Annotated in this window: 32 protein-coding genes; 3 read left to right on the plus strand and 29 right to left on the minus strand. The window is 66.3% G+C overall.

Annotated elements, in window-relative coordinates; genetic code table 11:
- Position 1: 1 nt before the first annotated feature.
- The 13 genes from ACZ5CM_RS05125 to ACZ5CM_RS05185 form a co-directional block, all read right to left on the minus strand.
- Positions 2–451, minus strand: coding sequence for an NlpC/P60 family protein (locus tag ACZ5CM_RS05125; protein ID WP_464641638.1), 450 nt, complete (start codon positions 449–451; stop codon positions 2–4).
- Between the two features lie 20 nt (positions 452–471).
- Positions 472–1356 carry a DUF2163 domain-containing protein gene (locus ACZ5CM_RS05130; RefSeq protein ID WP_464641639.1) on the minus strand — a complete coding sequence of 295 codons (885 nt, stop codon included), beginning with the start codon at positions 1354–1356 and terminating at the stop codon, positions 472–474.
- A 126-nt stretch (positions 1357–1482) separates the two neighbouring features.
- Positions 1483–1710, minus strand: coding sequence for a hypothetical protein (locus tag ACZ5CM_RS05135; protein WP_464641640.1), 228 nt, complete (start codon positions 1708–1710; stop codon positions 1483–1485).
- Positions 1711–1796: 86 nt separating this feature from the next.
- Positions 1797–2027 carry a hypothetical protein gene (locus tag ACZ5CM_RS05140; protein WP_464641641.1) on the minus strand — a complete coding sequence of 77 codons (231 nt, stop codon included), beginning with the start codon at positions 2025–2027 and terminating at the stop codon, positions 1797–1799.
- Between the two features lie 4 nt (positions 2028–2031).
- Positions 2032–2667, minus strand: a complete 636-nt coding sequence (locus ACZ5CM_RS05145; RefSeq protein ID WP_464641642.1) for a lysozyme — start codon at positions 2665–2667, stop codon at positions 2032–2034.
- Between the two features lie 4 nt (positions 2668–2671).
- A complete protein-coding gene (locus tag ACZ5CM_RS05150; protein WP_464641643.1) occupies positions 2672–2803 on the minus strand; it encodes a hypothetical protein in 132 nt (43 codons plus the stop codon).
- Positions 2796–3143 carry a hypothetical protein gene (locus tag ACZ5CM_RS05155; protein WP_464641644.1) on the minus strand — a complete coding sequence of 116 codons (348 nt, stop codon included), beginning with the start codon at positions 3141–3143 and terminating at the stop codon, positions 2796–2798. Before ACZ5CM_RS05155 ends, ACZ5CM_RS05150 begins: the two co-directional genes overlap by 8 nt.
- Positions 3140–3766 (minus strand): phage distal tail protein, Rcc01695 family, encoded by a 627-nt coding sequence (locus tag ACZ5CM_RS05160; protein ID WP_464641645.1) that lies wholly within the window; start codon positions 3764–3766, stop codon positions 3140–3142. Before ACZ5CM_RS05160 ends, ACZ5CM_RS05155 begins: the two co-directional genes overlap by 4 nt.
- A 3-nt stretch (positions 3767–3769) precedes the next feature.
- Positions 3770–5785, minus strand: coding sequence for a phage tail tape measure C-terminal domain-containing protein (locus ACZ5CM_RS05165; protein ID WP_464641646.1), 2016 nt, complete (start codon positions 5783–5785; stop codon positions 3770–3772).
- A gap of 3 nt (positions 5786–5788) precedes the next feature.
- On the minus strand, positions 5789–5968 hold the full coding sequence (locus ACZ5CM_RS05170) for a DUF7697 family protein (RefSeq protein ID WP_464641647.1): 180 nt from the start codon (positions 5966–5968) through the stop codon (positions 5789–5791).
- A gap of 41 nt (positions 5969–6009) precedes the next feature.
- Complete coding sequence (locus ACZ5CM_RS05175) at positions 6010–6450, minus strand: hypothetical protein (protein WP_464641648.1); 441 nt, start codon at positions 6448–6450, stop codon at positions 6010–6012.
- The gene (locus tag ACZ5CM_RS05180) at positions 6450–7391 is read right to left on the minus strand and encodes a phage tail tube protein (RefSeq protein WP_464641649.1); all 942 of its coding nucleotides are present in this window, start codon (positions 7389–7391) and stop codon (positions 6450–6452) included. Before ACZ5CM_RS05180 ends, ACZ5CM_RS05175 begins: the two co-directional genes overlap by 1 nt.
- Before the next feature lie 23 nt (positions 7392–7414).
- Positions 7415–7846, minus strand: a complete 432-nt coding sequence (locus ACZ5CM_RS05185; protein ID WP_464641650.1) for an acyl-CoA transferase — start codon at positions 7844–7846, stop codon at positions 7415–7417.
- A 136-nt stretch (positions 7847–7982) separates the two neighbouring features.
- Between ACZ5CM_RS05185 and ACZ5CM_RS05190 the strand changes: the two genes are divergently transcribed.
- Complete coding sequence (locus ACZ5CM_RS05190) at positions 7983–8285, plus strand: helix-turn-helix domain-containing protein (protein ID WP_464641651.1); 303 nt, start codon at positions 7983–7985, stop codon at positions 8283–8285.
- Positions 8278–9519 carry a type II toxin-antitoxin system HipA family toxin gene (locus ACZ5CM_RS05195; protein ID WP_464641652.1) on the plus strand — a complete coding sequence of 414 codons (1242 nt, stop codon included), beginning with the start codon at positions 8278–8280 and terminating at the stop codon, positions 9517–9519. Before ACZ5CM_RS05190 ends, ACZ5CM_RS05195 begins: the two co-directional genes overlap by 8 nt.
- A 56-nt stretch (positions 9520–9575) precedes the next feature.
- On the opposite strand, the gene ACZ5CM_RS05200 is transcribed toward ACZ5CM_RS05195, so the two are convergent.
- The 16 genes from ACZ5CM_RS05200 to ACZ5CM_RS05275 all read right to left on the minus strand — a co-directional run bounded on the left by ACZ5CM_RS05200 (position 9576) and on the right by ACZ5CM_RS05275 (position 23220).
- Positions 9576–10217: a DUF6441 family protein gene (locus ACZ5CM_RS05200; protein ID WP_464641653.1), complete on the minus strand. Its 642-nt coding sequence runs from the start codon at positions 10215–10217 to the stop codon at positions 9576–9578.
- Positions 10214–10525, minus strand: coding sequence for a head-tail joining protein (locus tag ACZ5CM_RS05205; RefSeq protein ID WP_464641654.1), 312 nt, complete (start codon positions 10523–10525; stop codon positions 10214–10216). Before ACZ5CM_RS05205 ends, ACZ5CM_RS05200 begins: the two co-directional genes overlap by 4 nt.
- Before the next feature lie 11 nt (positions 10526–10536).
- Complete coding sequence (locus ACZ5CM_RS05210) at positions 10537–11556, minus strand: major capsid protein (protein ID WP_464641655.1); 1020 nt, start codon at positions 11554–11556, stop codon at positions 10537–10539.
- Positions 11557–11588: 32 nt separating this feature from the next.
- The gene (locus ACZ5CM_RS05215) at positions 11589–11969 is read right to left on the minus strand and encodes a head decoration protein (protein ID WP_464641656.1); all 381 of its coding nucleotides are present in this window, start codon (positions 11967–11969) and stop codon (positions 11589–11591) included.
- Between the two features lie 26 nt (positions 11970–11995).
- Entirely contained in the window at positions 11996–13327 is a 1332-nt protein-coding gene (locus ACZ5CM_RS05220) for a S49 family peptidase (protein ID WP_464641657.1), read from the minus strand.
- The gene (locus tag ACZ5CM_RS05225; RefSeq protein ID WP_464641658.1) at positions 13324–14775 is read right to left on the minus strand and encodes a phage portal protein; all 1452 of its coding nucleotides are present in this window, start codon (positions 14773–14775) and stop codon (positions 13324–13326) included. Before ACZ5CM_RS05225 ends, ACZ5CM_RS05220 begins: the two co-directional genes overlap by 4 nt.
- Position 14776: 1 nt before the next feature.
- The gene (locus ACZ5CM_RS05230; RefSeq protein WP_464641659.1) at positions 14777–14992 is read right to left on the minus strand and encodes a phage head-tail joining protein; all 216 of its coding nucleotides are present in this window, start codon (positions 14990–14992) and stop codon (positions 14777–14779) included.
- 3 nt (positions 14993–14995) lie between these two features.
- Entirely contained in the window at positions 14996–16984 is a 1989-nt protein-coding gene (locus tag ACZ5CM_RS05235) for a phage terminase large subunit family protein (protein ID WP_464641660.1), read from the minus strand.
- Complete coding sequence (locus ACZ5CM_RS05240; protein ID WP_464641661.1) at positions 16971–17510, minus strand: elements of external origin; 540 nt, start codon at positions 17508–17510, stop codon at positions 16971–16973. Before ACZ5CM_RS05240 ends, ACZ5CM_RS05235 begins: the two co-directional genes overlap by 14 nt.
- Before the next feature lie 24 nt (positions 17511–17534).
- On the minus strand, positions 17535–18803 hold the full coding sequence (locus ACZ5CM_RS05245) for a DNA methyltransferase (RefSeq protein ID WP_464641662.1): 1269 nt from the start codon (positions 18801–18803) through the stop codon (positions 17535–17537).
- Positions 18804–19390: 587 nt separating this feature from the next.
- Positions 19391–20407, minus strand: coding sequence for a nucleotidyltransferase family protein (locus ACZ5CM_RS05250; protein ID WP_464642501.1), 1017 nt, complete (start codon positions 20405–20407; stop codon positions 19391–19393).
- Positions 20408–20534: 127 nt separating this feature from the next.
- Positions 20535–20993: a DUF6362 family protein gene (locus ACZ5CM_RS05255; RefSeq protein ID WP_464641663.1), complete on the minus strand. Its 459-nt coding sequence runs from the start codon at positions 20991–20993 to the stop codon at positions 20535–20537.
- Positions 20990–21334 (minus strand): DUF1064 domain-containing protein, encoded by a 345-nt coding sequence (locus ACZ5CM_RS05260; protein WP_464641664.1) that lies wholly within the window; start codon positions 21332–21334, stop codon positions 20990–20992. Before ACZ5CM_RS05260 ends, ACZ5CM_RS05255 begins: the two co-directional genes overlap by 4 nt.
- Positions 21331–22194, minus strand: coding sequence for a phosphoadenosine phosphosulfate reductase domain-containing protein (locus ACZ5CM_RS05265; RefSeq protein ID WP_464641665.1), 864 nt, complete (start codon positions 22192–22194; stop codon positions 21331–21333). Before ACZ5CM_RS05265 ends, ACZ5CM_RS05260 begins: the two co-directional genes overlap by 4 nt.
- Complete coding sequence (locus tag ACZ5CM_RS05270; RefSeq protein WP_464641666.1) at positions 22181–22402, minus strand: helix-turn-helix transcriptional regulator; 222 nt, start codon at positions 22400–22402, stop codon at positions 22181–22183. Before ACZ5CM_RS05270 ends, ACZ5CM_RS05265 begins: the two co-directional genes overlap by 14 nt.
- A 194-nt stretch (positions 22403–22596) precedes the next feature.
- Positions 22597–23220, minus strand: a complete 624-nt coding sequence (locus ACZ5CM_RS05275; protein WP_464641667.1) for a hypothetical protein — start codon at positions 23218–23220, stop codon at positions 22597–22599.
- 312 nt (positions 23221–23532) lie between these two features.
- Between ACZ5CM_RS05275 and ACZ5CM_RS05280 the strand changes: the two genes are divergently transcribed.
- Positions 23533–24692 (plus strand): IS3 family transposase gene (locus ACZ5CM_RS05280; protein ID WP_464637742.1). Its coding sequence is split into 2 segments (ribosomal slippage): positions 23533–23782 and positions 23782–24692, totalling 1161 coding nucleotides; the frame shifts between segments, so codons are not numbered across the junction.
- Positions 24693–24817: the final 125 nt, after the last annotated feature.

A 24817-nucleotide genomic window follows, 5' to 3' on the forward strand; every position in this document is an offset into this window, starting at 1 on the left:
CTCAGCCCTTCCCGCGCTCGGGGACGGGGAAACGGAAGGCGAAGGCGATGCGCCGCGCCCAGGCCTCGGTCAGCGGTTCTTCAATGACGCCCGTGCGCTCATAGGCGTGAATGAAACCCTGCAAAAAATGTCGCCCGTTTGTGAGAATCCCGGCGTGCTTGGCGATGGCGCCGGCGCGCATGCGGAACAGCACCACGTCGCCGGTGCGGGCCTCGGCCACGTCGATCTCGACCATCGCAGCCCTTGCAGCCTCGGCCAACACCTCCTGCGGCCCCGCTTCGCCCCAGTCGCGCGAATAGGGCGGCACGGGCATCGGTTCCGGGCCGACGACTTCGCGCCAGACGCCCCGGATCAGCCCGAGGCAATCGCAGCCCACCCCCTTGACCGACGCCTGGTCGTGATAGGGCGTGCCGATCCAGCCGCGCGCCGCCTTCACGATGCGCGCGGGCATGATATTGGATTTCCGGGTCGTCACAACACGCCTCCGGTATTGGGATCGCCGCTCGAGGCGATGCGAATTACGGTGTCCTGGCCCGGAATGTGCGGGAAGCCCCGGAAATTGGTCGCGTTGGCGAATTTCGTCCTGCAGGTGTCGAACGCCTTGTCGCAGCCGACGAAAATGTCGAAGGCATCGCCGGTGCCGAGCGGGCGCACCGGGATCTCCATGAGCGTGATCGTGACGGTGGAACTCGCGAGCGCATGGGTCATGATCTCGGCCTTGCGCCCGGCATTGGCGCCGCTGGTCCAGGTGAGTGTGCCCAGCGCGAACCAGCCGTCGGCGAAGCCCGCCAGACCGGATGCGGTGAAGGCGCGCGCGCCCGACACCGTCACCACCGATCCGCTGCCCATGTTCGCCGGATCGTTCAGATTCACGCCGCAGCGGGCATCGCCGAGGATGGCGTCGCAGCTGGCCTGAAACGTCCGTCCGACGCTCTGGCTCAGCACATGCGCGAGCGAGCGCATCTCGGCCACGAACTGCACCCGCCCGCGCCGTACCTGCCCGATGGCGCCTCGCCGCATCAGCACCCGCTGCGAAGTATCCTGCCAGTTCACCCGCCAGATTTCCACGGCGGCATTGTCCCAGCGCCCATCGAGGATATCGGTCTCGGTGATCGTGGTGGAGGTCAGCACGCCCTCGGCGTCCTGCGCATCGACCGAAAGATCGGAGCCCGCGCGGATTTCCGAGGCGGTGAAGCCGCTCTCCGGCTGAAACGTCGCACCATCGAAGGTCAGCGGCAGGTCGTGGTCGGTGAAGCCGAACACCTGCCCGTCCGCACGGGTCAGACGCCAGCACCAGGCAAGTGTGGTGGTGCCGCCGTCGAGATGGGCCTGCAGGCCAGTGGGGAGGGTCTTCATCGGCAGGTTCCCGTCATGCGGTCGTCGAGATCGGCGATCCAGCGTGCCCAAATTGGCGGGACGGTGGCAATGGTCTGCGCCGGAGGTCGCGCGAGCCGCGCCTCGCCATAGGCCGCGCAGCCCGCATCACCAGCGCCCATCGTTGCGGCGCAACCGCTCAGCAGGATCAGAATTGCGACCGTCGCGAACCGCCTGGCGGCCCTGCTCCAGCTTTCTGAGCGTCTCTTCATATGCATCGCGTTCGGCCTCCCGTTTACGTGCGCGCTTTCCTTCCACACGGCCCCAGATGCGGCCGAGCACCAAGCCGCCGATTGCGCCCAGTGCCGCCATCAGCCAGATCAGGACATCAGCCATCGTCCCGTTCCCGGCGGGCCGCGGCGACACAAAGGGCGACGACCAGAACGCCAAGGCAGCCGCCCAGGATGAAGCCTGCGAGAAACTCAATCATCGCCCCGGAACCCCCGTTCGATCCGGTCACGCAGACCGATCAGGCCGAGACCGAGGAAGATCAGCCCGGCGGGCGAGGCATCGCCGGTGCCAGCGAGCAGCGCCACGAGGCGGGAGAGTTCGCCAAGCGGGCCGGTTGCGGGCAGCGCCACGGAGGCGATGCCGGTGAGCATGGCGAGACACCCCGCCCACCAGGTCAGGGAATTGGGTCGGATGTAGCGCATAGGATCAGCTCCTTCGAAACAGGCGGGTTAGGAAAGCAAGCAGCCGGACAAGCCAGCCGGTTGGCGCAACAGGTTCGGGAGGCGTGGGCCGCAACAATGCCAGCGCCTCTTCTTCGTTCAGCCGGCGGACGGGCCGCGAGAAATCCACCTGGCCCTGCGCGTCCACGCCCCAGACCGGGATCGGACCCGTCGGATAACGTCCCTCGCGGAACAGATCCCGCTCGGCTTTGCGGCGGGGAATGATGGAGGTCGGTCTGCGCCAGTTCAGAAACGCGTTGGCGGCCGCAACGCGATTGCCCGTATTGAGATGCCGGGTTAGAACCGCGCGGGCTATGCCGCCGGTGTTGTAATGGAAGCTGACCAGCGCATCGAATTCGTGGGGCTCGAGCGGAACCATGAAGGCGCGCCGGACGTCAGCCTCGTAGCTTCCGATGTCCTCGCGGAACAGCCGGAACACCTCGCGGATCGCGGCGTCCAGATCATCGGGCATACCCCGCGGCATCTCTGTCGGGGCTGGATCTCCGGCGGCGGCCGTGTGACCGATCCCGAAGGTCCAGGTGCCGGTGGCATCGCGATAGGGCCCGGGCACGATACCCTCGTGCCGGGCCAGGGCGAGAAGGCCCCGGTCTGTCATCTGCATGGGATTACCTCAGGAGCGAGAGAAACAGGATCAGCGCAGCGATGGCGAGGCCGACGCGCAGACGGTGAGTGAAGGCCGCACGCGGATCGTTGGTGGCACGGCGCAGGCTGCGCAGGACACGAACGAGTTCAGTCATCGTCGCCCTCCCGGGCTTGGCGCAACCGGGCCAGCACCAGTTCGATCACCGCGGGGCCGAACACGCCGACCAGATAGGCTGCGGAGCCGGCGGCGCCGCCGGCCGGTATCGCCTGCGGCGGCAGGCCGAGCCAGCGGGTGATGATGGCCATGGACAGGCTGCCCATCCCGGCGGCGATCAGCCCGCCGAGCAGGATGTGACGCAGCGCATCGCGCAGGCGCATCTTCGTGGTCAGCGCGTTCGTGGCGCCGCCGAGCGCGCCCCAGGCTGCGAGGATCACCGCGGTCGAGGCGGCAAGCTCGCGCAGCACCGCGGCAACAAAACCGGTATCGTCGTTCATCGCCGGACCTCGATCAGCGGAATGGAGGTGATCGAGCCGAGCCGCTCGATATCCATCGTCACGTCGATCTGGTCGGTATCGAAGCGCACCGGCACGTCGAACTCGAAGCCGGCGGTGATCGCGGCGCCCGATGCCGGCGCCGTGGTGAAGATGACCAGCCCGGTGGTGGTGTCCACCGACCAGCCGGAGGCTTGTTCCACGCCGTCGATGGCGACCAGGACCGTACCATCTACCGGCTTGGTGATCGTGCGGGTCCAGGTCTGCGAGCCTGACGAATAGTCCTTGGCGAGCTGGAAGGTGGTCGTGGCGCCATCCCCAGTGCCGATGGCCTGATCGGTTGCCGCCGGCATCTCGGACGGCAGGCAGGACTTGTAATCCGCCCAGTCCTTGAAGCGGAAGCCGTAGAGCCGGCCGTTCCGCGCCTCGAAGAACGCCACCACCGCCGCCAGGTCGTCGGCCCGCCGGATGCCATAGGCCGCATCGAAGCGCCGGCGCGAGTTGGCCCAGCTGGCGTTGCGTTCCTCGTCGCCGCTCGCGAGTTCGACCACCTGCGTGCGCCGCTCGGGGCCTCCTCGGGCTCCTCGGCTGATGTCGTCGGGAAACCTGACTTCGTGGAAAGCCATGACCTACATCCCCCTTCGGCCCAGTGCGACCGCCCGCGCGATGTCGGCCGCCATCTGGGCACGCGACTGCCGGAAGCTCTCGGCGTCACGGGTCTGAATGGTGATGTTGACCGGGGCGGCTTGACCTGTGCCTGACGTAACCTCGCGGCGCGACAGCACCCGCTCGCCGCGTTGCAGGATCGCCGGGATCTCGTCGGGCCGAAGTCCGGCCCACCCACCGCTGTGCATCCGAGGAGCACCGGCGAAGGCCAGGGCCGGAACCGCCCGCGTCGGGCCACCAGCGCCGACCACGCCGCCCGAGTGCAGCACATTGGCCAGCAGCCCGCCGGTGCCGCCAAGCCCGCCCAGCGCGCCGGACAGGACGTTCGCCAGCGGCCCCAGCAGGAACCGCCGGGCCGAGAGTTGCGCAAAATCCGCCAGCATCGAGGTCACCAGCGAACGAAAATCCAGCTTGCCGGTGCGCACGAAATTGCCGATGGCCTGCTCGGCGCTGCGGAAGGCGCCCACCAGGCTGTCGCCGATGCCCTTGCCGAGATCGGCCGCCTTCTCGGCGTAAGCGGTCAGCGTTTCCTTCGCCGCATCCAGTCCGGTGGCCTGTTCCTCGAGCGCCTTTTTTGCGGCGCGCACCGAAGCGGCGGCGCGGCGCTGTTCGCGGTTCCACGCGGCCAAGGTCTTCTGGTTGCGGGCCACGGCCTCGGCATTGGCGACGTAGGCCTCGCGCTGCCGACGCAGCCCTTCCTGCAGGATCGGATCGGCCCCGGAGATGTCGCCCACGCGGGCATCGAACCGCGCGCCCGCCAGCGCTTTCGCCAGCCCTGTGGGGTCGTCCTTGAACTTCAGGCGGATTTCGCTCTGGCGGAGCGACGAGAGACTTTGGGCCACCAGCGACATGGCGTTGCCGGCGGCGCGGGCCAGTTCGTCGGCCAGCGTGGTCGCCTGCGCCGCCGCGCCGCCCACCGAGTCCGATGCATCGTCCATGGTCGCGCGGAACCGGATCGTGGCGAGCGCCGCGTCGGTGAGCTGCTTCAGCAGGGTGCGCTGCTCGGCGGTCATGTTCTCGACACCGCCCAGCGCTGCGGTGTAGGACTCGCGCAAGCGTTCGAGCGCCGCCGCCTGGTCCTCAATGCCCTTGGCGTCCCGCAGGTCGGCCATCGCCCCGGCAAGGGCGACGGCATCCTTCATGGTGATGCCGAGCGCGTCCCTCAGTTCATAGACCGGGCCGGTCAGATCGCCCACCGAGATCAGGCTGGTCTGCAGCTCGGAAATTCGGCTCATGATCTCGAGGTTGCGCCGGGCGTTGTCGCCCAGGTCCAGGCCTTTGCTAACGAGCCGGCGCTGCTCCTGCCGCAGCTGCTCGATTTCGGCATTGACCCTGCTGACCTCGCCTGCCGCCTTTTCGAACTCGGCGCGGGTCAGGCTTCCGATTTCGCCCAGCGCATCGCGGGCGGCGGTCATGCCGACGGCGATCTGGTCGAGCGCCTCGAGCTTGGCCAGATCGCGCTGCACAACCAGCAGGGCGCGGGCTTCGCCGGCCAGCGCGCCGTATTTCTTGACCAGATCACTGGTGGGGGCGGCCGCGTTTTTCGCGCTCGAGGCATAGGCGGAAACAGCGGACTCCAGCCCCTTGATGCTGTCGGCCAGCCTGTTGCTGGTATCCGAGGCCTTGAGCATGTCGACGATGAAAGGGCCGAGTACGCCCGCGACGATGCCGATGGCGATGCCGAGGCCCCCGAAGCCCAGCAGCAGGTCGGGCATCTGAATGGTCAGGGCCCGGAAATAATCGCCCGTCACCGCGCCCTGTTGGGCCACCTGGTTGAGCTGCAGCCCCATGTTGCGCAGCGCATTGCGCGATCCGCGCGAGGTGCGACCGAGCACGCCGAGGCGGCGGTTCAGCCCGTCGACCTCGCGTTCGACCATGGCGAAGGACCGCTTGCCCTCGTCGCCGATGCCGCGAAACTCGGCCCGCACCTGCTTGCCGCCCGTCGCGCCGATCCGCACGCTAACGCGTTTTTCGGCCATGGATCATTCCTCGTTCTTTTCGTTCATGGAGCGCACCATCACCGCCTCGATCGCGGGCAGCAGGTGGCCGACCGCCGCGGCCTCACACCCCAGCGCCCGGGCCAGAGCCAGCGCCGCGCCCATGTCCCAGCCGATGATCCCGCCCGAGGGCGAGACACGCAGTTGCCCGCCGAGCCGGCCCACCAAATCCCAGACCTGGCACCCCTCAACGGTCTGCGGCGCATTCAGGCTTCGGGGGCATTCCGGGCACGGCCCTTCGCAGGATTCGCAGTATCTGCCGCCCCCGCCGAACTCCCATTCGGCAAGGGCGGTGAGGCGTTTTTTTCCGATTCCAGCGCGTGCAACGGCGCCAGATAGAGCGCCCGGAAGGCGAGATAGACCCAGGGCACGTCCATCAGCGCGTCGATCAGGGCAGGGGCGGGCTTTTCCAGCACCGCGCCTTCGGCATCGCCGACGCCTTCCCATTCGATGATTACCCGCCGCGCCCAGGCTTTCGCCTCCAGAACGCCGGCGTCGATCTCGGCATCGTCCTCGAAGGCGCCGGCCTCTGCCATTTCCTGCCAGACCTGCGCGGCGATGGCGCTGACGGGCGGCACCACCTTCACGCGGACGCCGCGCCCGAGGTCGAGCCATTTCGGCTCGGTCGAAAGCTCCAGCCTGATCATCAGTATGCCGCCACCTGGTTGTTGAGGACCACCGTGCACATCTGCCCGGCCACGCTGTCATAGGCCGCCTGCCAGTCGAAGCTCGCCTGAATGCCCTGCGGGCCCTGAATCTCCACCTTCGGGCGGGGCAGGTAGACGGCATGCGCCGTGATCGTCAGGCTCTGGGTGGCCGAGAGCGTCCAGGAGAACTCCAGCTCGGCCGCCGTGCCGTTCAGCGCCTGATCCATGAGCGTGGTATCGGCAAAGCGCACGTCGATCCGGCCCGTGAGCGCGGCAATGGACGGGTCCGCCCCGTCGATGCGCCCGTCGCTGCGGATGGTCTCGATCCGGTCGAGGTTGTTGGCATAGGTGAGCTCGGCGGAGACCACGTTGCCGAGACTCGCGCCGTCCCGCGTGATCGCCCCGTTGAAATGGCCGAAGCGCTGCAGCGCCCATGCGGTGGGCGTGCCGGCCTGACTGGACGTGGCCACTGCCTCGCCCTGGGCCACCAGCCCGACCGTTGCGGTCAGCAGCCCCGCGCGCTCCATCCGGAAGCCGAGGCGGTCGAGCACGCAGCCTGAATACATGGCAAAGCGCGGCACTTCCGGCATCCCCACCTCGATCGACATCGAAGGCAGGGACCAGCTGCCGGAGGTGAAAGTATGGGTGTAATCCGGCGCGGTACCGGTGGTCGCCGGATCGCCGAATGCGGCCTTCAGCCAGAAGCCCAGCGCCTCGAGGTCGACGGGCACCTCGATATCGCCGTCGGCCGTCACCGCATCCTTGATCGGGGCGAGCGGGTCGCGCCCGTAGCCCAGCAGTTCCGATTCCAGCAGCGGCTGCTCGGCGCCCAGCGATACGGTGGCAAAGGGCATCTGGTAGAAGCTGCTGGTGGGCGCGGTGCCATAGGAAGTCTCGAACGCGGCCGCAAGCTGCGACCGCGCGCCTTGTGCGCGTGCCATGCGTCAATCCTTTCGTTGTCGTTTCAGCCGAGCGGGTCGCTCGTCGTGTAGATCAGCGTCACCGCGATCACCGCGGCCTTCAGCGCCTGCGCGCCCTCGATGGGCAGGTCCGCCGGTTGCGGCGCGTCCGGTTCGGACCAATCGCACAAGCCGCCCAGCGTGCGGTCGGCGGCCAAGGTCGCGCCGATGGCGGCGGCGAGCGCATCAAAGGCCGCATCGCGGGCCTCCTGCGTCCGGCCCTGTACGATCACCTCGACCTCGGCGCGGTGCTGCCAGTGGTATTGCAGGGGCGAGAGCGTTACTTCCGGCTCGCCCGGTTCGCCGTCGCGCAGGATCACCAGGCCGCCCGTCGGCACGCGCTCGGGCAGAACCTCGCCGCGCAGGACGGTGGCGTTGGGCACGGTTTGCAGGGTTGTGTGGAGGGCGGAGAGGATGGTTTCGCGGGGGGTGGGCATTATCGCTGCTGCGTTTCAGTTTGATATTCACGTTGCCGCTGCATGGTTTTCCGGGTGGGTGCCAAGTCCGTATATCTTGCCATTTTGAATTACCTGTATTACATAAACGGCGACTTCGCATCACAGGTAAGACAGTATGCCGGCCCCGACGCTGAATATTTCACCCGCCGTCAAGCGGGAATTGCGAACGCTCGGCGCGCGCATCAAGCGGGCCCGCCTGCTGCGGCGCTTGCCCATGGAGCTGGTCGCCGAGCGTGCCGGAACCAGCAGGGCCACGCTCTATCGCATTGAACGTGGTGATCCCAACGTGCGCATCGGCGCCTACATGCTGGTGCTGCAGGCGCTCGGCCTGCTCAAGGGATTTGGCGACGTCAAGGATGCTCTGAGCGAACAGCTCGGCGCCGAGCTTCTTCCCAAACGGGCCCGCAGCCGTGAGTAACATCGAAGTCTTTCTCGACGCGTATGGCAGGCTGCGCCGCATCGGCCTTCTGAGACGCCATGCCGGTGCCCGCCGGGAACGCGTGACCTACGAACACGATCCCGATTGGCTGACCTCGCCCGAAGCATTCCAGTACGATCCCACCCTGCCGCTTGTGCACGGCCCCATTTCTCCGCCCGGCGGCAAGGAGATGTTCGCAGCACTTGGGGACAGCGCACCGGACACCTGGGGGCGCGAGCTCATGCGCCGGGCCGAGCGCCGCGCGGCCGAGCGCGAAGGCCGATCTGTCAGAACCCTGCATGAAACCGACTACCTGCTTGGCGTCTCGGACGAGACCCGGCTTGGTGCGCTGCGTTTCCGGTTTGAAGGCGAGGACGAATTTCAGGCGCCTCAGACGCGGGGCGTTCCAACGACACTTGCGCTCGGCGACCTGCTTGCCGCCTCGCAACGGATTTTGCGTGGCGAGGAAACCGACGAGGACCTTCTTCTGATCTTTGCGCCGGGTTCGTCATTGGGCGGCGCACGGCCCAAGGCGAGCGTTTTCGACCAGCACGGCCACCTGTCGATCGCGAAATTTCCCAAGGAAACCGACCGCTATTCGATCTCGCGGTGGGAGGCCATCGCGCTCGACATGGCCCGGGACTGCGGCATCACGACGATCGACTACGATCTGCTGCCAAGCCCACACGGGCCCATCTTCCTCACCCGGCGTTTCGACCGCAGGGGCAACATTCGCATCCCGTTCGTCAGCGCCATGGCGATGACCGAACATGATGATGGCGACGAGGACGGCAGCTATCTCGAAATCGTCGACGTCATCACGGATCACGGCGCCAACCCCGTGCAGGACCGCACCGAACTGTTTCGCCGTATCGCCTTCAACATCCTGATCAGCAACACCGACGACCACCTGCGCAACCATGGCTTTCTCTGGAGCGGCCGCCACGGCTGGACGCTCAGCCCGTGCTACGACCTGAACCCCGTGGCGGACGCCCCGCGCATTCTCAAGACGCGGATCGACTTTGATGACGCGACCGCATCGCTGCGATTGCTGCAGGAGGTGGCCGAATATTTTCTGCGCCCTGCCGAGGGGGCGCAGATCATCCGGGAATGTGCCGCCGTGGTCCGCAACTGGCGCAGCTATGCGAGGCGCAGGCAGGCTCCTGCGGCCGAGATGGACCGGATGGCGCCAGCGTTCGAACATGGGGATCTGGACTACGCGCTGGGTCTGTGACCGGCAAAGCCCCCGTTTCCCCTGCGCCGAGCGATGCTCTGCGACGCCTGTTGCGATCAATTCCCCCACCTCTTCACAATCAGACTCGGGACTTCACCCGCCACCCGTTCTGCCTCGCCCATTAGGTCCAGCCGCTTGGGCAGTTTCACCTGCGGAACGAGGATGAAGATCGGGATCGTTACATTCTTCCGGAACCGCCGCCTGGATGCCGTCCAATGCAGGGGGTCTGCCGTTTTCCGCGCTCGCGCCGTGCCATCGTCCACCAGCAGCGGATGGCGACCGCGGCGGTAGACGAACCGCAGCCGCCGGCCCGTCCGCTCTTCCCAGATGTGTGGCATGATGCGGGCGCCTCTAGGTCCGCGCATGCGCTTCGCCACCCGGTCGACCGGGATCGCCAGCCAGAACCCGTCCTTCGAGCGGATCAGCGCCCCGCGCTCGAACGCGCCGACGATCTCCGGCGCCTTCGACCAGATCAGGGCCGCGGCGTTCATGCTTGCGGTACCTTCCGGGTAGCGCTTCGCCCGGATGGTGTTGGCCAGCCGGCGCCCGAGCCCGGCCCCGGTGATCTGCCCGCGCCAGCCGCGCTTTACGGCATTGCCCGCCTTGTCCATCGCCAGCGAGACGGCCCGCTCGCCCACGAGATACTCGCGATGGAGCTGCGCCTGTAGATCTTCCTCGGTGTGGAACGTCAGCTTCATGCCGGTACCAGCTCAACGGTCCAGAGCAGCCGGTCCCGATCCCGCTTCGGCTCGCCCTGGATGGTGAAGTTTTCGGCACCGATGCTGATCCCATCCCCCGGCTTCGGGTTTGGCATCTCTGACACCCGCACGTCGATGATCGTGGTCTCCGACAGGATCTGCGCAGACCCGAATGCGGTGACGTCATCCGGCGCCTTGCGGATCACGCGGACCGGCTGCGGCGCGCCACCTGCCGGATACCAGGTGGCGTCCACTGCCATGTTGATATCCGCAAAGAGCGCATCCAGTGCCGCCGCAAAGGCAGTCATGTCACCCCGCCTCAGTTCGAGGAAAACAGCCGCACGGCCAGCGCGGGGCGTTTGTTGACCGGCAGGATCGAGGCCTCGGTGAGCAGATCGATCCCGTCGCCGCGCTCGCGGGTCATCTGGCGGGCGTAGAGCTCCAGGCCGACGGTGTTGGCGGTCTCGATCAGGTTGGCCGGCGCCCCGTAGGTGGTGAAGGTGTCGATCGTGCCCATCGGGAAGGCAATTCCTTCGCCCGCCGGGATCAGCCGCTCGGTGGTGCCGTTCGAGAGCGTGACCGAGGCGTTGTATTCCTCGAACAGGATGCCGGCAAAGGGGAAGGCGCGGCGCATGTCTTCGCGGAGCGGCTGGGCGCCCGAGGCGTAGTACTGATACGCCGTTTCCACGGTGGCATGCCCGATCAGCTTGTCGAAGAACTCCGGGGAGACCAGGGCGCGCACCCCGGTCATGGTCTCACCCTTCAGCTCGGTCTCGATCTGGCGCAAAACGGCGCGCACCTTCTGCTGCACCTTGGTCCCGGCGGTGCCGAGGACGAAGTCGGTCTGCTGCTGGGCAATCCCGAACTCGGTGAAGTAGTCGTAGAGCGTGGTGCCGGCGCCATCCTTGACGATGCCCCGCAGTGCGTTGATCTCCATGTACTCGCGGGTCTGGGCATGCTTGTTGCGCATGAGCGTCAGCTTGCGGGTCATGACGGCAACCAGCGGGTCGGCATCGCTGCCGGAACCGATAGCGCGTACGCCCTGGATGTCGGCCGGCAGGATGACGTCGTTGTGCGGGATCCACGGCACCGCGAAGGAACGCATGGTGCGCCCCTCGCGCGTGCCGACGGTGGCGGGCGCGCCAAGGGGAACGGACGGCAGCAGCGACAGCACCCCTTCCCGGGCCTCGATGACCACGGTCCTTTGTGTGATGCCCTCGAAACGGAACAGGCCGAGCTGGCCGAGGCGGGTATAGATGTTGGGCAGGATGTTGATGGCGCGGGTCATTTCCGCGAGGGAATAACCGCCCGCGTCGAACGGGTTGATGATGGTGGGCATGGGAATGTCTCCGGGTGGAAATGGGGGATGGATCAGGCCGCATCACGCGGCACGATCCCGGCGGCGGCCAGCTGGCCTTCCTTGGCGGCGATCTTGGCGGCGGTGCCGACGGTGGCGTCAAAGTTCAGCTGGGCCTTCGAGACGATGGCGGGGCCGCGTGCCACGATCAGGCCCACGGCATCGGCGGCGCTGGCGTCCACCGCCTCGATCAGCACCGCGACGGCGACCTCCGCGCCATCGGTGCCGGTATCGGGCGAGAGCTTGTATTTGCCGCTGGCGGTGATTTTCCCGAGCACGGCGCCAAGCGGATAGTTCGTGCCGGCGAGCAGGGTAACGGTCTCGCGGCAATAGTCGGGGTTTTCCTCGTATTTGAGGAGATCGCCCATGGAGGGCGGCTGGGTGAGAACGGGCATGGTGGGGATCCTTCATCTGCAAGTATTCAGGTGGTGGCGCCAGCCGCGGCCGCTTTTGCCGCCGTAATCAGCGGACTTTCCTTCGGCGCGGGCTCGACTGTCGGCGGGGCGATGGAGGCGACGATGGTGACATCGGTGGTCTTCGCCAGTTGTTCCAGCACGGCACGGCGCAGGGCATCGGGTTGCGTGCCGGCCCGCACGGCCTCGGCGGCATCGATGGTCAGCCCCAGCCGGCTTGCCTGAGCCGCGATTTCGGCAATCTCGGCTGCCTGGGCTCGGATCTGTTCGGCGGTCTCGGCATTGGGTGTGGTAGACGGGGGTGCCGAAGGGGTCACCGTGGCGGGCCCACCAGCCGGGCGCATTGCCGGAGCCTGCGCGGGAACCGGTTCTTCGACCGGGGCAGTTGCCTCGGGCGTTGCCCCCATCTCGGGCGCAGTCGCTCCCGCCTCCGTCGTTTCCTCCGATGCCGCAGGTTTTGCATCAGTCTTGCCTTTCACTGCCATGGTGTCGGTCCTTTCCTTGTCAAAGGTTTTGCGTGTGGGGGTTCTGGTGAGTGGTAAAGCATCAATCGCGGCCAGCAGGTCGGCATGCGCGCTTTCGAGCGTGGCGATGCCGTCAGCCAGCCCGGCCGCCACCGCGTGCGAACCGCGGAAGATGGCGGCCTCGGTGGCAGCGACGGCCTCTGGGTTCATGCCCCGGGCGCGAGCCACCCGGGCCACGAGCCTGGCATAGAGATCATCGACATCGGCCTGGATGTCGGCGAGGGCCTCGGGCGAGAGGGGAAGATGCGGATTGCCATCCGCCTTCTTCGCACCCGCATGGATCAGGGTGTATTTGCGGCCCTCGGCTTGGTCATGGGCACTCTGGTCCACGTGCACGGCAATCACGCCGACCGAACCGACCTCGCCGGTTTGCGTCACGAACAACCGGTCGGCAACGGCCCCAACCAAATACGCCGCCGACAGTGCCTGTTCCCGGGCAATTGCCCAGAGCGGCTTGCCGGTCTCGGCCTTCAGCGCCGCAAGGCGATCAACAAGATCGAACAGCCCCGCAACCTCGCCACCGGGGCTGTCGATCTCCATCAGCACCGCGCGGGTGCCGGGCTCAGTGAAGGCGGCCTCGGCCGCGGCGGCAATGTCGTCGTAGCTGGCAATTCCGAACATCTCGGTCAGCCAGTCGCCGCGCTGGATCAACGGGCCGAGAACGGGCAGATGCCCAATCCCGCCCTCGGTCATCTGCCAGCCGGGGGCGGTGGCTTGCGGTGCCGGGGTTTCGCCCAGAAGCGCCTCCAGCGCGCGCGGCGCCAGCGCCAGCGGGCGGGCGGCGAGCCGGCGGGCAAGCATGTCGGTTCGGGTCATGGGCTCAAAGTGTCCGTGGTATCGCTCGGGGCATCGACCAGCTGTGCCGCCCCCTGCGCCGGCGAGCCCGGGCGGCGGAAGTCAAGGCCGAGGGCTGCCTCGCGGGCCCGGTCGGCGGCAATCTCTGCATCCACCCGGTCGGCGTCGTATCCACGCTGGGCCATCGCCATCGAGCGGCTCTTGAGACCGGCCTCGATCTCGGCCACCTCGGCCGAGATGTCCTTCAGCGGATCGACCCAGTCCCACTTGGGCGGCAGCCAGTCGGATTTCAGCCAGGCGCGGCGCTTGGCGGCGTAGTCCGGCAGGTCCAGCGCTCCCGCCACCACGGCCGTGTCCATCCAGCGGGCCCAGACCGGCTTGCACAGCTGGTGGATCAGCACCCGGTGCTGCCAGGCCGACAGCCGCCGCCGGAACTCGATGATCGACAGGCGCGAGTTCGCGAAGTTGGCCTTGGCAAGATCATTGCTGACATATGAGTAGGGCACGCCCAGGGCTGCCGAGACCTGCAGCAGCGTGCGGTACTGGAACGGCTCATAGGTCGGCCCGCTGTCAGGCGGCGAGGGCGTATCGATCGCCTCGCCCGGGTCGAGCCGCACCACCTGGCCGGGCTCTACCGCCAAGGGCTCGTCGGGGGAATCGAGCGGCGCATCCACCTGCGGCGAGGTGACAAACAGCGCGAACATCGAGCTGACCTTCTTTCGCTCGAGCTCGGCATCATCGTACTGGTCGAGGAAGAACAGCTTGACGATGGCCGGCGCAAAGCGCGAGACGCCGCGGACCTGGCCGGCTTCCACCGGGTCGATGACGTGGATGACCTCGGAGGCGGGCACGCGGACCTTCTCGCCGGCCTGCCCGGTTTCCGTCACATCGCCCGGGTGCCGGCGCAGGAAGTGATAGGCCACGCGGCGGCCGATGGGGTCGAACTCGACCCCCTGCCGGATCATGCCGCCACCAGATACATCGCGGTTGTCGTCGAGCGGCAGCATCTCGGCCGGGATCATCTGCAGCTGCAAGGGCACCGACAGACCATCCTCGGGCCTGCGCGGCCGGAAGCGGAAGAACACCTCGCCGGCGAGGAACAGCTCCCGCGCGGCGCGCCGCTGCAACCCGTAGAAGTCGGTCAGGCCTTCGGCATCGGCTTCCGCTACCCACTCCTGCCACAGCGCCTGGATCTCGGCCTTGCGGGCATCGTCCTCGACTTTCGAGGTCGGCTTGACCCCGTCGCCTACCGCATTGCCGGTCCAGCTTTCCAGTGCATTCAGCGCATAGCCGTTGTTCCTCACCAGCCAGCGCGCGCGGGCGGTAATGGTGGGGCCGGCTTGCGCGATCAGCGTGTTCACATGCGCCCGGCTGGCCTGAAAGCGCAGCAGGCGCCGGCCCTGCAGCCCGGCCTCGAAGCCGCCGATGAAGGCACCGATGCGTTTGCGCAGGCCTGTCATCACCGCCATCTCAGAGGCCCTTGGATGCGGTGACGCGGGTCACGCGACGGTTGGCGGTTGTGCCGCTTACGGCAGCGATACGGGCTTCGAGGTCGGCAATGGCACGCGCCATTTCGGCGTCCGAGCCGTAGGTCACGGTCTTGCCGTCATAGCTGGTCGAGCGCACGCCGCGGAATCTGGCCGCCAGCAATGCGTCCAGTTGTGCCTGCATCTCTGCAAGGGTCATCGTTTACCTCATCATGTTCGGTGTATAGACCCGCCGCTTGCGCCGCGGGGTGCGCGGCTGGCCGGCGGTCGGTTCGGGCGGCTGGGCCGTCTCTTCGGCACCGGTCACCTCCTCCTCCGGCACAATCCCCACCTGCGCCTCCAGCGATTGCCAGGTGCTTTCGGCCCAGCGGTCAGCCCCGAACAGCCAGGCGGCGGCGCGGGCGTAGACGCGGCAGTCCAGCGCCTCGTTGCGCTCGCGCATCTTCTGCCATTCCAGCTTGGCAAACCCGCGCCGGTCTCGGCGGGTGACCAGTTGTTCGGCGGTCAGCTGCTTCAGCCATTCGGAATCCACCCAGTCGGGCAGGTGAACGAAGCCCGGGGGATCGGCGGCGCCCTGTTTCCGTTCCTCGGACGTCGGCCGGCGCAGGCGCAAAAACCGATAGGTCTCGGCCTTGAAGGTGGCGGTGGCGACGGTCCAGAGCTTTGCGCCCCGCCGGATGCGCTTGCCGCCCTCGGTGGCATCGACAAAGGTCGGGCCCGTTACAGGGGAGGCCCGGTTGAAGCCCTCGACGCCCTTCACCGGCGACACCTGCGCACCGGTCTGCTGGCGTGCCCAGCTGTAGACGGCGGCCGATTCATACCCCGTGTCGATCGCCAGCTTGCCGATCTGCATCTGGGCGCCGTTTTCATGCGGCCAGGTGTGGCCAAGAAGACCCGACAATTCTTCCCAGGCCCCGGGTTCGGCCGGCCCGCCGTCGATGACGATGTGATCCACCAGCCAGCTTTCCAGGCCCCGTCCCCAGGCCCAGACGTCTATTTCCAGGCGGTCCTTCTGCACATCGGCCCCGGCGGTCAGGAACAGGCCGCGTTCCGGCACCTTGCCTGCCGCCCAGCGCTCGCGGCGCTCGTAGAGCCGCTGCCAGTCGGGCGCCTCGCCGCTTTCGGCCCAGGTCTCACCGAGGATGGTGTTCTTCAGCGTCTTCAAGGCGGAATCGTTGCCCTTTGCTTCTTCCCACTTGCGGGCAATCGCGGCCCAGCTCAGCCAGCCCAGCGGTGAGTAGAGGCCGTTGATGTGGAAGCCGACAATGCCAGCGGCTTCGGCTTTCTTTCGTGTTTCTTCGTCGGCCGTACTTTGCCAGCAGGCACCGTTCTCCTCGGCCATCATCTGCGTCTTGAAGCGTTCCTCGATCGGCTCTTCGCAATGTTCGCAGACATAGACCGCGGTTTCCGGCTTGCCCTTCTCCCAGCGCAGGCGCTCGAACTTCAGCCATTGCAGGCCGCCGCAATGGGGGCAGGGAACAAAGTACCGGCGCTGGTCGGAGAGCAGGAACTCCCGCTCGATCCGGCTCAGCCCCGTCACCGTCGGGGTCGAGGCGAGGAAGATCTTCGCCCGATGCCCGAAGCTGTTGGTGCGGGCTTCGGCCAGCGCCACCGGGTCGCCCTCGCCATCGACGTCGCCCGGATAGGCATCGACCTCGTCCATGAATACCCAGCGCGCCGGCATCGAGCGCAGGCCCACCGCCGAGTTCGCCCCGGTCAGGATCAGCTGCCCGCCCGGGAAGCGCTTGGCCAGCACCGTGTTGCCGCTGTCGCGTGAGCGCGACGGGCTGACCAGGTCCCTCAGCGCCGGGCTGTCCTCGATCAGCGGATCGATGCGCTGCTGGCTCAACCTCTTGGCCAGATCCACCGTCGGCTGCACCGCCAGCATCGGCCCCGGTGCGCGGTGAATGCAGAACCCGATCCAGTTGTTGCCGGCCTCGGTGGCCCCCACCTGGGCGGGTTTCATGAACACCACGCGCCGGGCGGGATCGCCGGGCGAGAGCGCATCCATGATCCCCCGCATGTAGGGGGTGCGCGCGGTGCGATAGGGGCCGGCTTCCGAGGCTGCACGGGATGACAATATCCGGTGTCGGTCGGCCCACTCGGACACCGTCAGCGCCGGGTCAGGGGCCAGGCCCCTCAGCCAGGCCTTCCTGATCTCCCCTGTTCCATCGCCGTCATCCGAGCTCAATCTCGATCTCCGCCAGCTCCGCGAGGTGCCGGCGGAGGTGGTGCTCCAGCACCTGCTCCATCAGATGGGCGTCAACGCCAAGCTCGGCCGCCATGTCGGCTGCGACCTTGGGCGGCCAGTTCATCCAGGCGTCCCGCTCGCGCCGGGCGAGGTCGAAGACAAGGGCCGTGGCCTTGGCCCGATCCACCAGTTCGCCCTTCATCTTCGCGAGCTTCACCTTGGCGACCTGGGCGCCGATCATTTCCCGTGCCGCACGCGCGCGCATGTAGGCCGCCGGGCCGCCCGGGGCCGTTGTGCCGGCCTCGCGCAGGGTGTCATCGACGGTTTTCCGAGCGGCACCAGAGACAGGGCCGGTCTTGGAATGCCGTTTGACCGGGTCGGTTTGGGCCTCCCACTGCCGGTCGGCTTTCACCGGATCGATGGTGCCGTCTGGCTCCAGCGTGATGCGACCCGTGGCGATGGCCTTGCGCACCGCCTTTTCGCTGACGCCCCGGTGCTGGGCGTAGGCGCGACGAGAAAGTCCCATGGAAATCCTCCGATCAGATTGCAATCAGCGCGGGTTGTCGGCCACATCGGCAAAGGTCTGACCGGTTTCCTCCAGCACGGCCTGCCGGCCGGTTGCCTGCTGCCAACGTTTGATCGCTACATCCACGAAGGCCGGCTGCAGTTCCATGGCAAAGACCTTCCGGCCCAGCGCTTCGCCGGCGACGATCTGCGAGCCGGAGCCCGAGAACGGCTCGAAGCAGATCTCGCCCTTCTTCGTGTGCAGGCGCATGGGGATGGCAAATACCTCGAGCGGCTTCTGGGTCGGGTGCTCGGCCCCGGCCGGCCGCGCCGCGCCCTCCCAGTCCAGTTCCCAGACGCTGGTGACGTTGTGATCATTCCCGCCCAGGTGCGGCGGCTTGTTGCCCTGCTGCCAGCCCATCAGGCAGGGTTCGTGCCGCCAGGGGTAGTAGCTGTGGGTGGGAATGGCGGCGGGCTTGACCCAGACGATCTGCTGGTGGTTGAGGATGCCGAGTTCCGTCCAGATTGCCTCGATCAGGGCGGCGCGCTTGTGGGCGTGCCAGCAATACCAGGCGGCGTCCTTGCGGGTGACCTTGATCGCGTTGCGGAACACGGCGCGCAGGAAGCCTTCGGCATCCTTGATGTCCACCTCGCGGTAGAGGTCCGACCAGTCATGCCCGGCGCCGCCCGGCCGCCCAGCGCCGGTGTAGTCGACCAGGTAGGGCGGGTCGGTGGAGAACAGCGCGGCGGTCTGGCCGTCCATCAGGCGCTCGACGTCCTTCAGGTTGGTGCTGTCGCCGCACAGAATGCGGTGGTTGCCAAGCAGCCAGAGATCGCCCGGACGGGTGACCGGGTCTTCGGGCGGCTGGGGCACCGGGGCGGGGGCGATGTCGCCCTCGGGTTCGTCGTCGTCCCCCAGCCCGTCGAACAGCTCGTCCAGTTCCTCGTCGGAAAACCCGACCAGGTCGAGGTCGACGTCCATCTCCTGCAGGGCCTGCAGTTCTGCCCGCAGCAGTTCCTCGTCCCAGCCGGCATTCTCGGCGATCTTGTTGTCCGCGATCACGAGCGCGCGGTGCTGGGCCTCGCTCAGGTGGTCCAGCGTGATGACCGGCACCTTGTCCATCCCGAGGCGCTGCGCGGCCAGCAGACGACCGTGGCCTGCGATGATCACGCCTTCGCCATCGGCAAGAATCGGGTTGGTGAAGCCGAATTCCTCGATCGAGGCCGCAATCTGGGCGATCTGCGCATCGGAGTGGGTGCGGGCGTTCCCGGCGTAGGGGGTGAGGTCGCCCAGCGGTGTCATCCTGATCTTCACGGTCTTTCCTTGCGTTTGCCTGGCCCCGAAAGAAAACGGCCCCGCGCAAAGGCGGGGCCAAAGTTGCCAGCAGGGAGGCGGTATCTCTTGGGGATGCGGACCACCCGCGGACCCGGGTGCGGACGCGCGGACCCAAAGTGCGGACCCAAATGCCTGGGTCCGCACCCGGTCGCGATTGGCTCAGGGCCCTGTAAAACTTGAGGTTTCCTGTTTCCAACAAGGGGTGCGGACCCGCGGACCGCGGACCCAAAACAACACCCTGTCGCTAGAGAAATGCCGCGCCTAGCCCCCCCGTATACGATCTCGGCCCGGGAGGACCCAAGGTGGGGGAATGGCGTGGCTTGAGGAGAGCAGGCTTCTTCGAGCCTATCCGTTTTCTGCCACGAAACGCCCGAAAATGTCGCGCCCAAAGTTCGACGGTTTCATCCGCTTTCGCCACGTCCAGCGCCATCCGAACGACGACGAACGATCAGAATATCTTTGCTTCTCAGCCTGTTGAGAAATAGGCCATTCTCACCGGTTTGGTGGTTTCTCCGCTTCAAACGTTCAGGACGTGACCTTGGCCGTTTCCCGGTCGGTGGGAGCCGTCACAAGCCCTCCAATATCGCCCGCGTTTCCGGCATGCGTTCCAGCGAGGCCGCGATTCTCTCGCGCCATTTAGGTCCACGCGACAACGCATCCTCATGAGCCTCGCGCAACTCGTCCGGGCGGTCCTCGGCAAGCACCTCGATCAGGAACGCCGCTTGGCGCCGGTCTTTTTCGGACTTGAGTGCCTCTTCTCCCACGCGGCGGCGATCCGCGACAATGAGCTTGTGGATCGCGAACCGCTCGGGGCGCGGGATCTGGGCGAGCACACCGCTGCGATAGGTCACGGCCGCCCTGATCGGTTCCGCGATCAGATAGTTCAGGTGATGCAGGGCCTGTGCATCCACGCCCAGCGCGGGCAGTTCGCGAAGCCCCTCGTCCGCTTCGAAGGATGGGGTCAGGAACTCCACCAGAGTGTCGCCCGCTGTCTGCTTCCAGCGCCATGTGCGTCCTTTCCGCAAACCAGGCTGTGGAACGAAGGAAAAGTCTCGGAAAACCTCCTGCAAAGGTGGCGATGCCACATCCCCCAATGCCAGTGACAGGCGCGAGAAGCTTGCAATGTCGATGTCGCCGGTCTGCGCAGCCATGTCGAGATCGAACCGGACACCAAGTTCACCCTCGTAAAGCCGGAAAGCGTGTGTGCCGACGATTGTTCCGCCAAGCCGGAACACACCAGCCGCCGCCATGGCGGCAAGCAGGCTGCCGGTGCCGGCATCCACGCCTAGAAAACCTTCGGCGCGCAGCAGGCGGACAAGGCGGGTTCGTGCCTTGCGGCGGGCTTCCGTCTCGGCTTTCAGGGCTTCGTGTTTCTTCAGGCGGGCGCGCAGTTCGTCGCTGTCCTCGCCGATATAGCGCTTTTTCACGTCCGAGCCGACACGGTAGGTATCATACCAGTAGACCTTGCCGTTGCGCTCGACGCGCGTCGGTGTGCCGCGGATTTCCGAGGCCGCATCATCCTGAAGCGACCGGAGCAGGTCGTGATAGGCAGCGTGAGCCGTGGGCGAGTGGCGCTTGAACAAGGGGCGGCCTTTCGTGTTCAACAAAATTCCGGTTTGTTGAGCATAGCCTGTGTTCAACAAAAATAAAAGACGTTGAACATGGCTGTGGCCTTACCCCCTGTGAACGCAATTCATCAGGAGGACAGCATTACGTCGATGCGTGCCGAGACGCGGACGAAGCGTTCCGTTCTACCCCACCAGCGCTCTGCCCGGACCTGACCCGACCGTTGAGCCGGTTCGTGACGGTCTGCAACGCCGCCACCCAGCGCCGCCAGGCCGTCTGTCGGACGAGGCCGGTCTGGATGCACACCTGCCGCCAGCGATAGCCCTCGGCGCGCAGCCAGATGATCTTGGCATCGACCGGATCGACGAGACTCAGCCATTCGAGGCATTCCTCCATCCGGGCGATCTCGGCCGCCGACGGCACAATCTTCATCGTCGCTTGGTGCCAGCCATAGGCGTGCTTGGCTTCATGCACGTATTCCGGCCAGGAGCGGCCGTAGCCCCTGGGGCCTGAGCCCGGTGGGTCGGGCAGACGGCGGAGGGTGCGGGCGGCGTCCTCGAACCGGTCCTCGACCTCGCGCAGCGTGTACTGCCGCTGTTTCATATCTCGATCACCTCGATCCCCTGCGCCGCCGCCACTGCCCGGCGTACCTCGTAGTCGCGAGTCGGCACGCCCTTGGCGTCCTCATAGACCGTCAGCCCGGTGCGCAGGTCGGTGTAGGCGAAATCCACGGTCAGTCGCATGCGCCGTCCCGTCCGGGTCAACAGTGGCCCGTCGCGGCCTTCCAGGTCCAGCGGCACCTGCCGGCGCAGGTCGGCAATCTCGCCAGCCTTCTCCAGCAGGCACAGCTCGGCCCAGCGCTTCGCTTCGCGCTTGGAATCGAACGGAATCCCGTCGAGCACGGTGCGCTTGGCGGAAAACTTGTTCCTGCGTTTTCGGATCATGCGAAACACTCCCCGCCATCGGCCTGACACAGGGCGCCCTCGGTCCCGAGCGCCCAATCTCCCTGTCGCGCCATGAAGTCGCGCATTTCCGCGCGCGAGTATCGCTTCGACCAATGCGCCGCCGACCCGGAGGTCAGGCCCGACGCCAGCGCCTCCATCCGTTCCCACCATGCCGCGCGATCCGGGAATTCGCGTGTGAAGGCAGCGATATTGGCCTCGCTCTTGAGAAAGCAGCCGTCGCAGTTGCCGAGCCAGCATCGGCCGCCCACATTCGGCAGGCGCAGGTCGAACGGCTGCCTCCGCCAGAAGGCGGCGACATCGTGCCGGGACACGCCGGCATCGGCGAGCGGGGTCCAGACCGTCCAGCGATCCTTCGGGGCGGGCTTGTTCAGGCGTCGCGGTTCATCGGCCCGCAGGCCGACGCAGTTGGTCCAATGGTCCCAGCCCAGGCTGCGGAGATACCGCTTTGCGGTCCTGATCTTCAGCTCCGTGGTGCAGAACCGCGCCTGCTGGTTTGGCAGGTATCGGCGCTTGCGGATCAGCGCCTCGAACGGTTCGCCACTGCGCGCCGCGCGGTTGTGGCTGACGATTTCGAAGAATGGCGCGTCGGACCGGTATTCCAGCCACACGATCTGCACCGCCCAACGCCGGCCGACTTCTGCCACGAAATCGAGCGTCTGCGGCATTTCCCGGCCGGTGTTCTGGAACGTGACCTGCACGCGATCTGGCAGGGGGCCGTTGGCCTCGAGGATCTGATGCAGCATGAAAGCGGAGGTCCGACCGCCGGAAAAGGCGATCTGCACATGGCCGTCAGGCAAGGCATAGGGTGATCCCGCCGTGCTCACATCACCCATTTTCATTCCCCCTTTCCTGTTTTTCCAGCCATTTGCGCACCGCCGACCGGCGGTAGAACACGCGCCGTCCCACCTTCACCCGCGGCGGGCCGAAACCTGTCGTCGCCCAGCGCGCCAGCGTGTCGGGGGTGAGGCCGAGTTCTTCGGCCAGCGCGGCCCGTTCGATCCAGTCGGACAGGATGCCTTTGTTTTTCTCAGCCTGTTTCGGCTTCATTGGTCTTGCTGCTCGGTTCCGGGTGCGGCGCGGAATTGTTCTTTCTTTTCATGTCATTTCTTGTCCTGTCAGAGCGGAATTCCGCGGAGAGAATGCGCGCGGACTTTCCCCTTCCTTCCGAAATCCGTCCCGGTCCTTCCTGTTTTCTTCCGCCGTCCTTCCCGATTTCTTCCGCCGGAAGGAAACGGCGCGTTTCAGAAACCCTGGTCGAGCGCCTCCATCGCTTCGCGCACCCGGGCCGGGGTCCGGTTGCCGGGGCAGTTTTCGAGCAGCCAGGCATCGAGCCGGCCGAGGTATTCGGGGTTCCGGGTCATGCCGGCATGCCCGCCCGCCTCGACGATCTGCCGTTTCAGCGCGATCAGCCGCTTGCGTTCCCGCTCGCGCTCGCGCGCCGCGAACTGATCCCGCCGTCGTTTCAGCGCATCGAGCGCCTGTTCCGTGACCACCGGGTGCATCAGCCGCACCGCGTCGCCGCAGCGGCAGGGGCGCCAGTTATAGAGCGGGCCGATCTCGCGCGCGCACAGATCCTTCCAGGTCGCGAGGTCGATCATCAGGAGCTTGGCCAATACGGCGTCATCGGTGGGCAGGGTGCCCACCGGCGACTGGTTCTGGGCGATGAAGAACAGGTCGAGGCCATAGCCGCGAACCTCGGCGCTGGCGCGCAGGCGGAAGTCGCTGTTGAGCCAGCGGTTGAACCAGAAGGGGACGAAATAGTGGCCTTCCAGGCGTTCGTCCGGGGCAATGGGATATTCCGGCAGGTCGGCTGAATCGTGAAGAAGCAGGCGGTCGTTGTGAGCCTTTGCACTTGCGTCAGTCATGCCATCCCGCCCGCTCATCATCGCCTCGGCTTCGGTTCACCGCTACGTGGCGCATGCAGTCTGAGGATCAGTTCCGCGGACAGGTCGAACCCCCTTCGGCGTCCGGCCATCAGAACCGGGAGCTGGTATCTGGCAGGAATCGCGCCATTCTCTGCCCATTTGTGAACCCGGGCCGTGGTCACGTCGATGCCAGGTGAGAGGGCGCGGAGGTCATCGGCAAGACTGGACCGGGTGGGCCAGAGGCCGTGACCTGCCCCCCGCCAACGCCCGCATTTTGAAGTAGAGTCTGCCCGATCAGAAAGGAGCAGACGAATGCGAAAGAGCCGTTTTACGGAGGCGCAAATCATTGCGATGATCAAGGAACAGGAGGCCGGAATGCCGACGGTGGAGGTTTGTCGCCGGCATGGGCTGAGCCCGGCGACGTTCTACAAGTACAAGTCGAAATACGGCGGCATGGGGCTTTCGGACGTGAAGCGCCTGAAGATGCTTGAGGACGAGAATGCCAAGCTCAAGCGCCTGTTGGCCGATGCGATGCTGGACAACGCGGTCCTGAAGGATCTCCTGGGAAAGAACTGACGACGCCGAGCGCGCGGCGTGATGCAGCGCTGCGGGCGATGCGGGATCATGGCATCTCGCAGCGCCGGGCCTGCAGGCTGGTCGGTGTCGATCCCAAGACGGTCCGGCGCGAACGCCCGCCGGACCATCCGGAGATCCGCGAAGCGATGAAGCAGATTGCGGGCAAGCGCCGCCGTTTCGGTTACCGACGGATCGGCGTGTTGCTCGAACGCAAGGGAATGATCATGAACCACAAGAAACTCTATCGCCTGTATCGCGAAGAAGGGTTGTCGGTGAAACGGCGGCGCGGGCGCAAGCGCGCCAGAGGCTCGAGGACGCCAATGCCCGAGGCGATCAGGCCAAACCAGCGATGGAGCCTGGACTTTGTCTCCGACACGTTTGGTGCTTCGCGTCGGTTCCGCATCCTGGCGGTGATCGACGATTGCTGTCGCGAGAACCTCTGCCTGGTTGCCGACACCAGCATCTCGGGCGCGCGTGTGGCGCGCGAGCTTGATGCTCTTGTCCGCCTCCATGGCAAGCCTGAAAGCATTGTTTCTGACAATGGGACCGAGTTCACCAGTCGGGCGATCCTCAAATGGGCGGACGACAATGACGTCGACTGGCATTACATCGATCCTGGCAAGCCTCAGCAAAATGCCTTCATCGAGTCGTTCAATGGCAGCCTGCGTGACGAGCTTCTGAACGAGGAGCTGTTCGATACTCTCGATGACGCCCGCCGAAAACTGGCCCTGTGGCGCTATGATTATAACAACGTCAGGCCCCACTCATCGCTGGGGAACCAGACGCCGGCCCAAGCGCGCCGGACGCTTGAGCGACCCAAAGGCTCCGCGCCCGGCGCGCTTGCCCAAACCGAAACCGCAGATTATGAAAACCAAACCCGCAGACTCTCGTTATGAATGAGGGACCATTGGGGGGCAGGTCAGCCGATGAGGTCACGTATGCTGGAAATTACGTCCATGCCTCTGGATACTGGAAAAATTTTCCGGCCGTCAAGATGTAGCGAAAATTCTATGGAAATTTT

Source organism: Piezobacter thermophilus (assembly GCF_055386745.1).

What these genes read in the sequence shown, in the direction of transcription:
- ACZ5CM_RS05125 (WP_464641638.1), bottom strand. Translation starts at nt 451, where the DNA reads ATGCCCGCGCGCATCGTGAAGGCGGCGCGCGGCTGGATCGGCACGCCC.
- ACZ5CM_RS05130 (WP_464641639.1), bottom strand. Translation starts at nt 1,356, where the DNA reads ATGAAGACCCTCCCCACTGGCCTGCAGGCCCATCTCGACGGCGGCACC.
- ACZ5CM_RS05135 (WP_464641640.1), bottom strand. Translation starts at nt 1,710, where the DNA reads ATGGCTGATGTCCTGATCTGGCTGATGGCGGCACTGGGCGCAATCGGC.
- ACZ5CM_RS05140 (WP_464641641.1), bottom strand. Translation starts at nt 2,027, where the DNA reads ATGCGCTACATCCGACCCAATTCCCTGACCTGGTGGGCGGGGTGTCTC.
- ACZ5CM_RS05145 (WP_464641642.1), bottom strand. Translation starts at nt 2,667, where the DNA reads ATGCAGATGACAGACCGGGGCCTTCTCGCCCTGGCCCGGCACGAGGGT.
- ACZ5CM_RS05150 (WP_464641643.1), bottom strand. Translation starts at nt 2,803, where the DNA reads ATGACTGAACTCGTTCGTGTCCTGCGCAGCCTGCGCCGTGCCACCAAC.
- ACZ5CM_RS05155 (WP_464641644.1), bottom strand. Translation starts at nt 3,143, where the DNA reads ATGAACGACGATACCGGTTTTGTTGCCGCGGTGCTGCGCGAGCTTGCC.
- ACZ5CM_RS05160 (WP_464641645.1), bottom strand. Translation starts at nt 3,766, where the DNA reads ATGGCTTTCCACGAAGTCAGGTTTCCCGACGACATCAGCCGAGGAGCC.
- ACZ5CM_RS05165 (WP_464641646.1), bottom strand. Translation starts at nt 5,785, where the DNA reads ATGGCCGAAAAACGCGTTAGCGTGCGGATCGGCGCGACGGGCGGCAAG.
- ACZ5CM_RS05175 (WP_464641648.1), bottom strand. Translation starts at nt 6,450, where the DNA reads ATGATCAGGCTGGAGCTTTCGACCGAGCCGAAATGGCTCGACCTCGGG.
- ACZ5CM_RS05180 (WP_464641649.1), bottom strand. Translation starts at nt 7,391, where the DNA reads ATGGCACGCGCACAAGGCGCGCGGTCGCAGCTTGCGGCCGCGTTCGAG.
- ACZ5CM_RS05185 (WP_464641650.1), bottom strand. Translation starts at nt 7,846, where the DNA reads ATGCCCACCCCCCGCGAAACCATCCTCTCCGCCCTCCACACAACCCTG.
- ACZ5CM_RS05190 (WP_464641651.1), top strand. Translation starts at nt 7,983, where the DNA reads ATGCCGGCCCCGACGCTGAATATTTCACCCGCCGTCAAGCGGGAATTG.
- ACZ5CM_RS05200 (WP_464641653.1), bottom strand. Translation starts at nt 10,217, where the DNA reads ATGAAGCTGACGTTCCACACCGAGGAAGATCTACAGGCGCAGCTCCAT.
- ACZ5CM_RS05205 (WP_464641654.1), bottom strand. Translation starts at nt 10,525, where the DNA reads ATGACTGCCTTTGCGGCGGCACTGGATGCGCTCTTTGCGGATATCAAC.
- ACZ5CM_RS05210 (WP_464641655.1), bottom strand. Translation starts at nt 11,556, where the DNA reads ATGCCCACCATCATCAACCCGTTCGACGCGGGCGGTTATTCCCTCGCG.
- ACZ5CM_RS05215 (WP_464641656.1), bottom strand. Translation starts at nt 11,969, where the DNA reads ATGCCCGTTCTCACCCAGCCGCCCTCCATGGGCGATCTCCTCAAATAC.
- ACZ5CM_RS05220 (WP_464641657.1), bottom strand. Translation starts at nt 13,327, where the DNA reads ATGACCCGAACCGACATGCTTGCCCGCCGGCTCGCCGCCCGCCCGCTG.
- ACZ5CM_RS05225 (WP_464641658.1), bottom strand. Translation starts at nt 14,775, where the DNA reads ATGGCGGTGATGACAGGCCTGCGCAAACGCATCGGTGCCTTCATCGGC.
- ACZ5CM_RS05230 (WP_464641659.1), bottom strand. Translation starts at nt 14,992, where the DNA reads ATGACCCTTGCAGAGATGCAGGCACAACTGGACGCATTGCTGGCGGCC.
- ACZ5CM_RS05240 (WP_464641661.1), bottom strand. Translation starts at nt 17,510, where the DNA reads ATGGGACTTTCTCGTCGCGCCTACGCCCAGCACCGGGGCGTCAGCGAA.
- ACZ5CM_RS05255 (WP_464641663.1), bottom strand. Translation starts at nt 20,993, where the DNA reads ATGAAACAGCGGCAGTACACGCTGCGCGAGGTCGAGGACCGGTTCGAG.
- ACZ5CM_RS05260 (WP_464641664.1), bottom strand. Translation starts at nt 21,334, where the DNA reads ATGATCCGAAAACGCAGGAACAAGTTTTCCGCCAAGCGCACCGTGCTC.
- ACZ5CM_RS05265 (WP_464641665.1), bottom strand. Translation starts at nt 22,194, where the DNA reads ATGAAAATGGGTGATGTGAGCACGGCGGGATCACCCTATGCCTTGCCT.
- ACZ5CM_RS05270 (WP_464641666.1), bottom strand. Translation starts at nt 22,402, where the DNA reads ATGAAGCCGAAACAGGCTGAGAAAAACAAAGGCATCCTGTCCGACTGG.
- ACZ5CM_RS05275 (WP_464641667.1), bottom strand. Translation starts at nt 23,220, where the DNA reads ATGACTGACGCAAGTGCAAAGGCTCACAACGACCGCCTGCTTCTTCAC.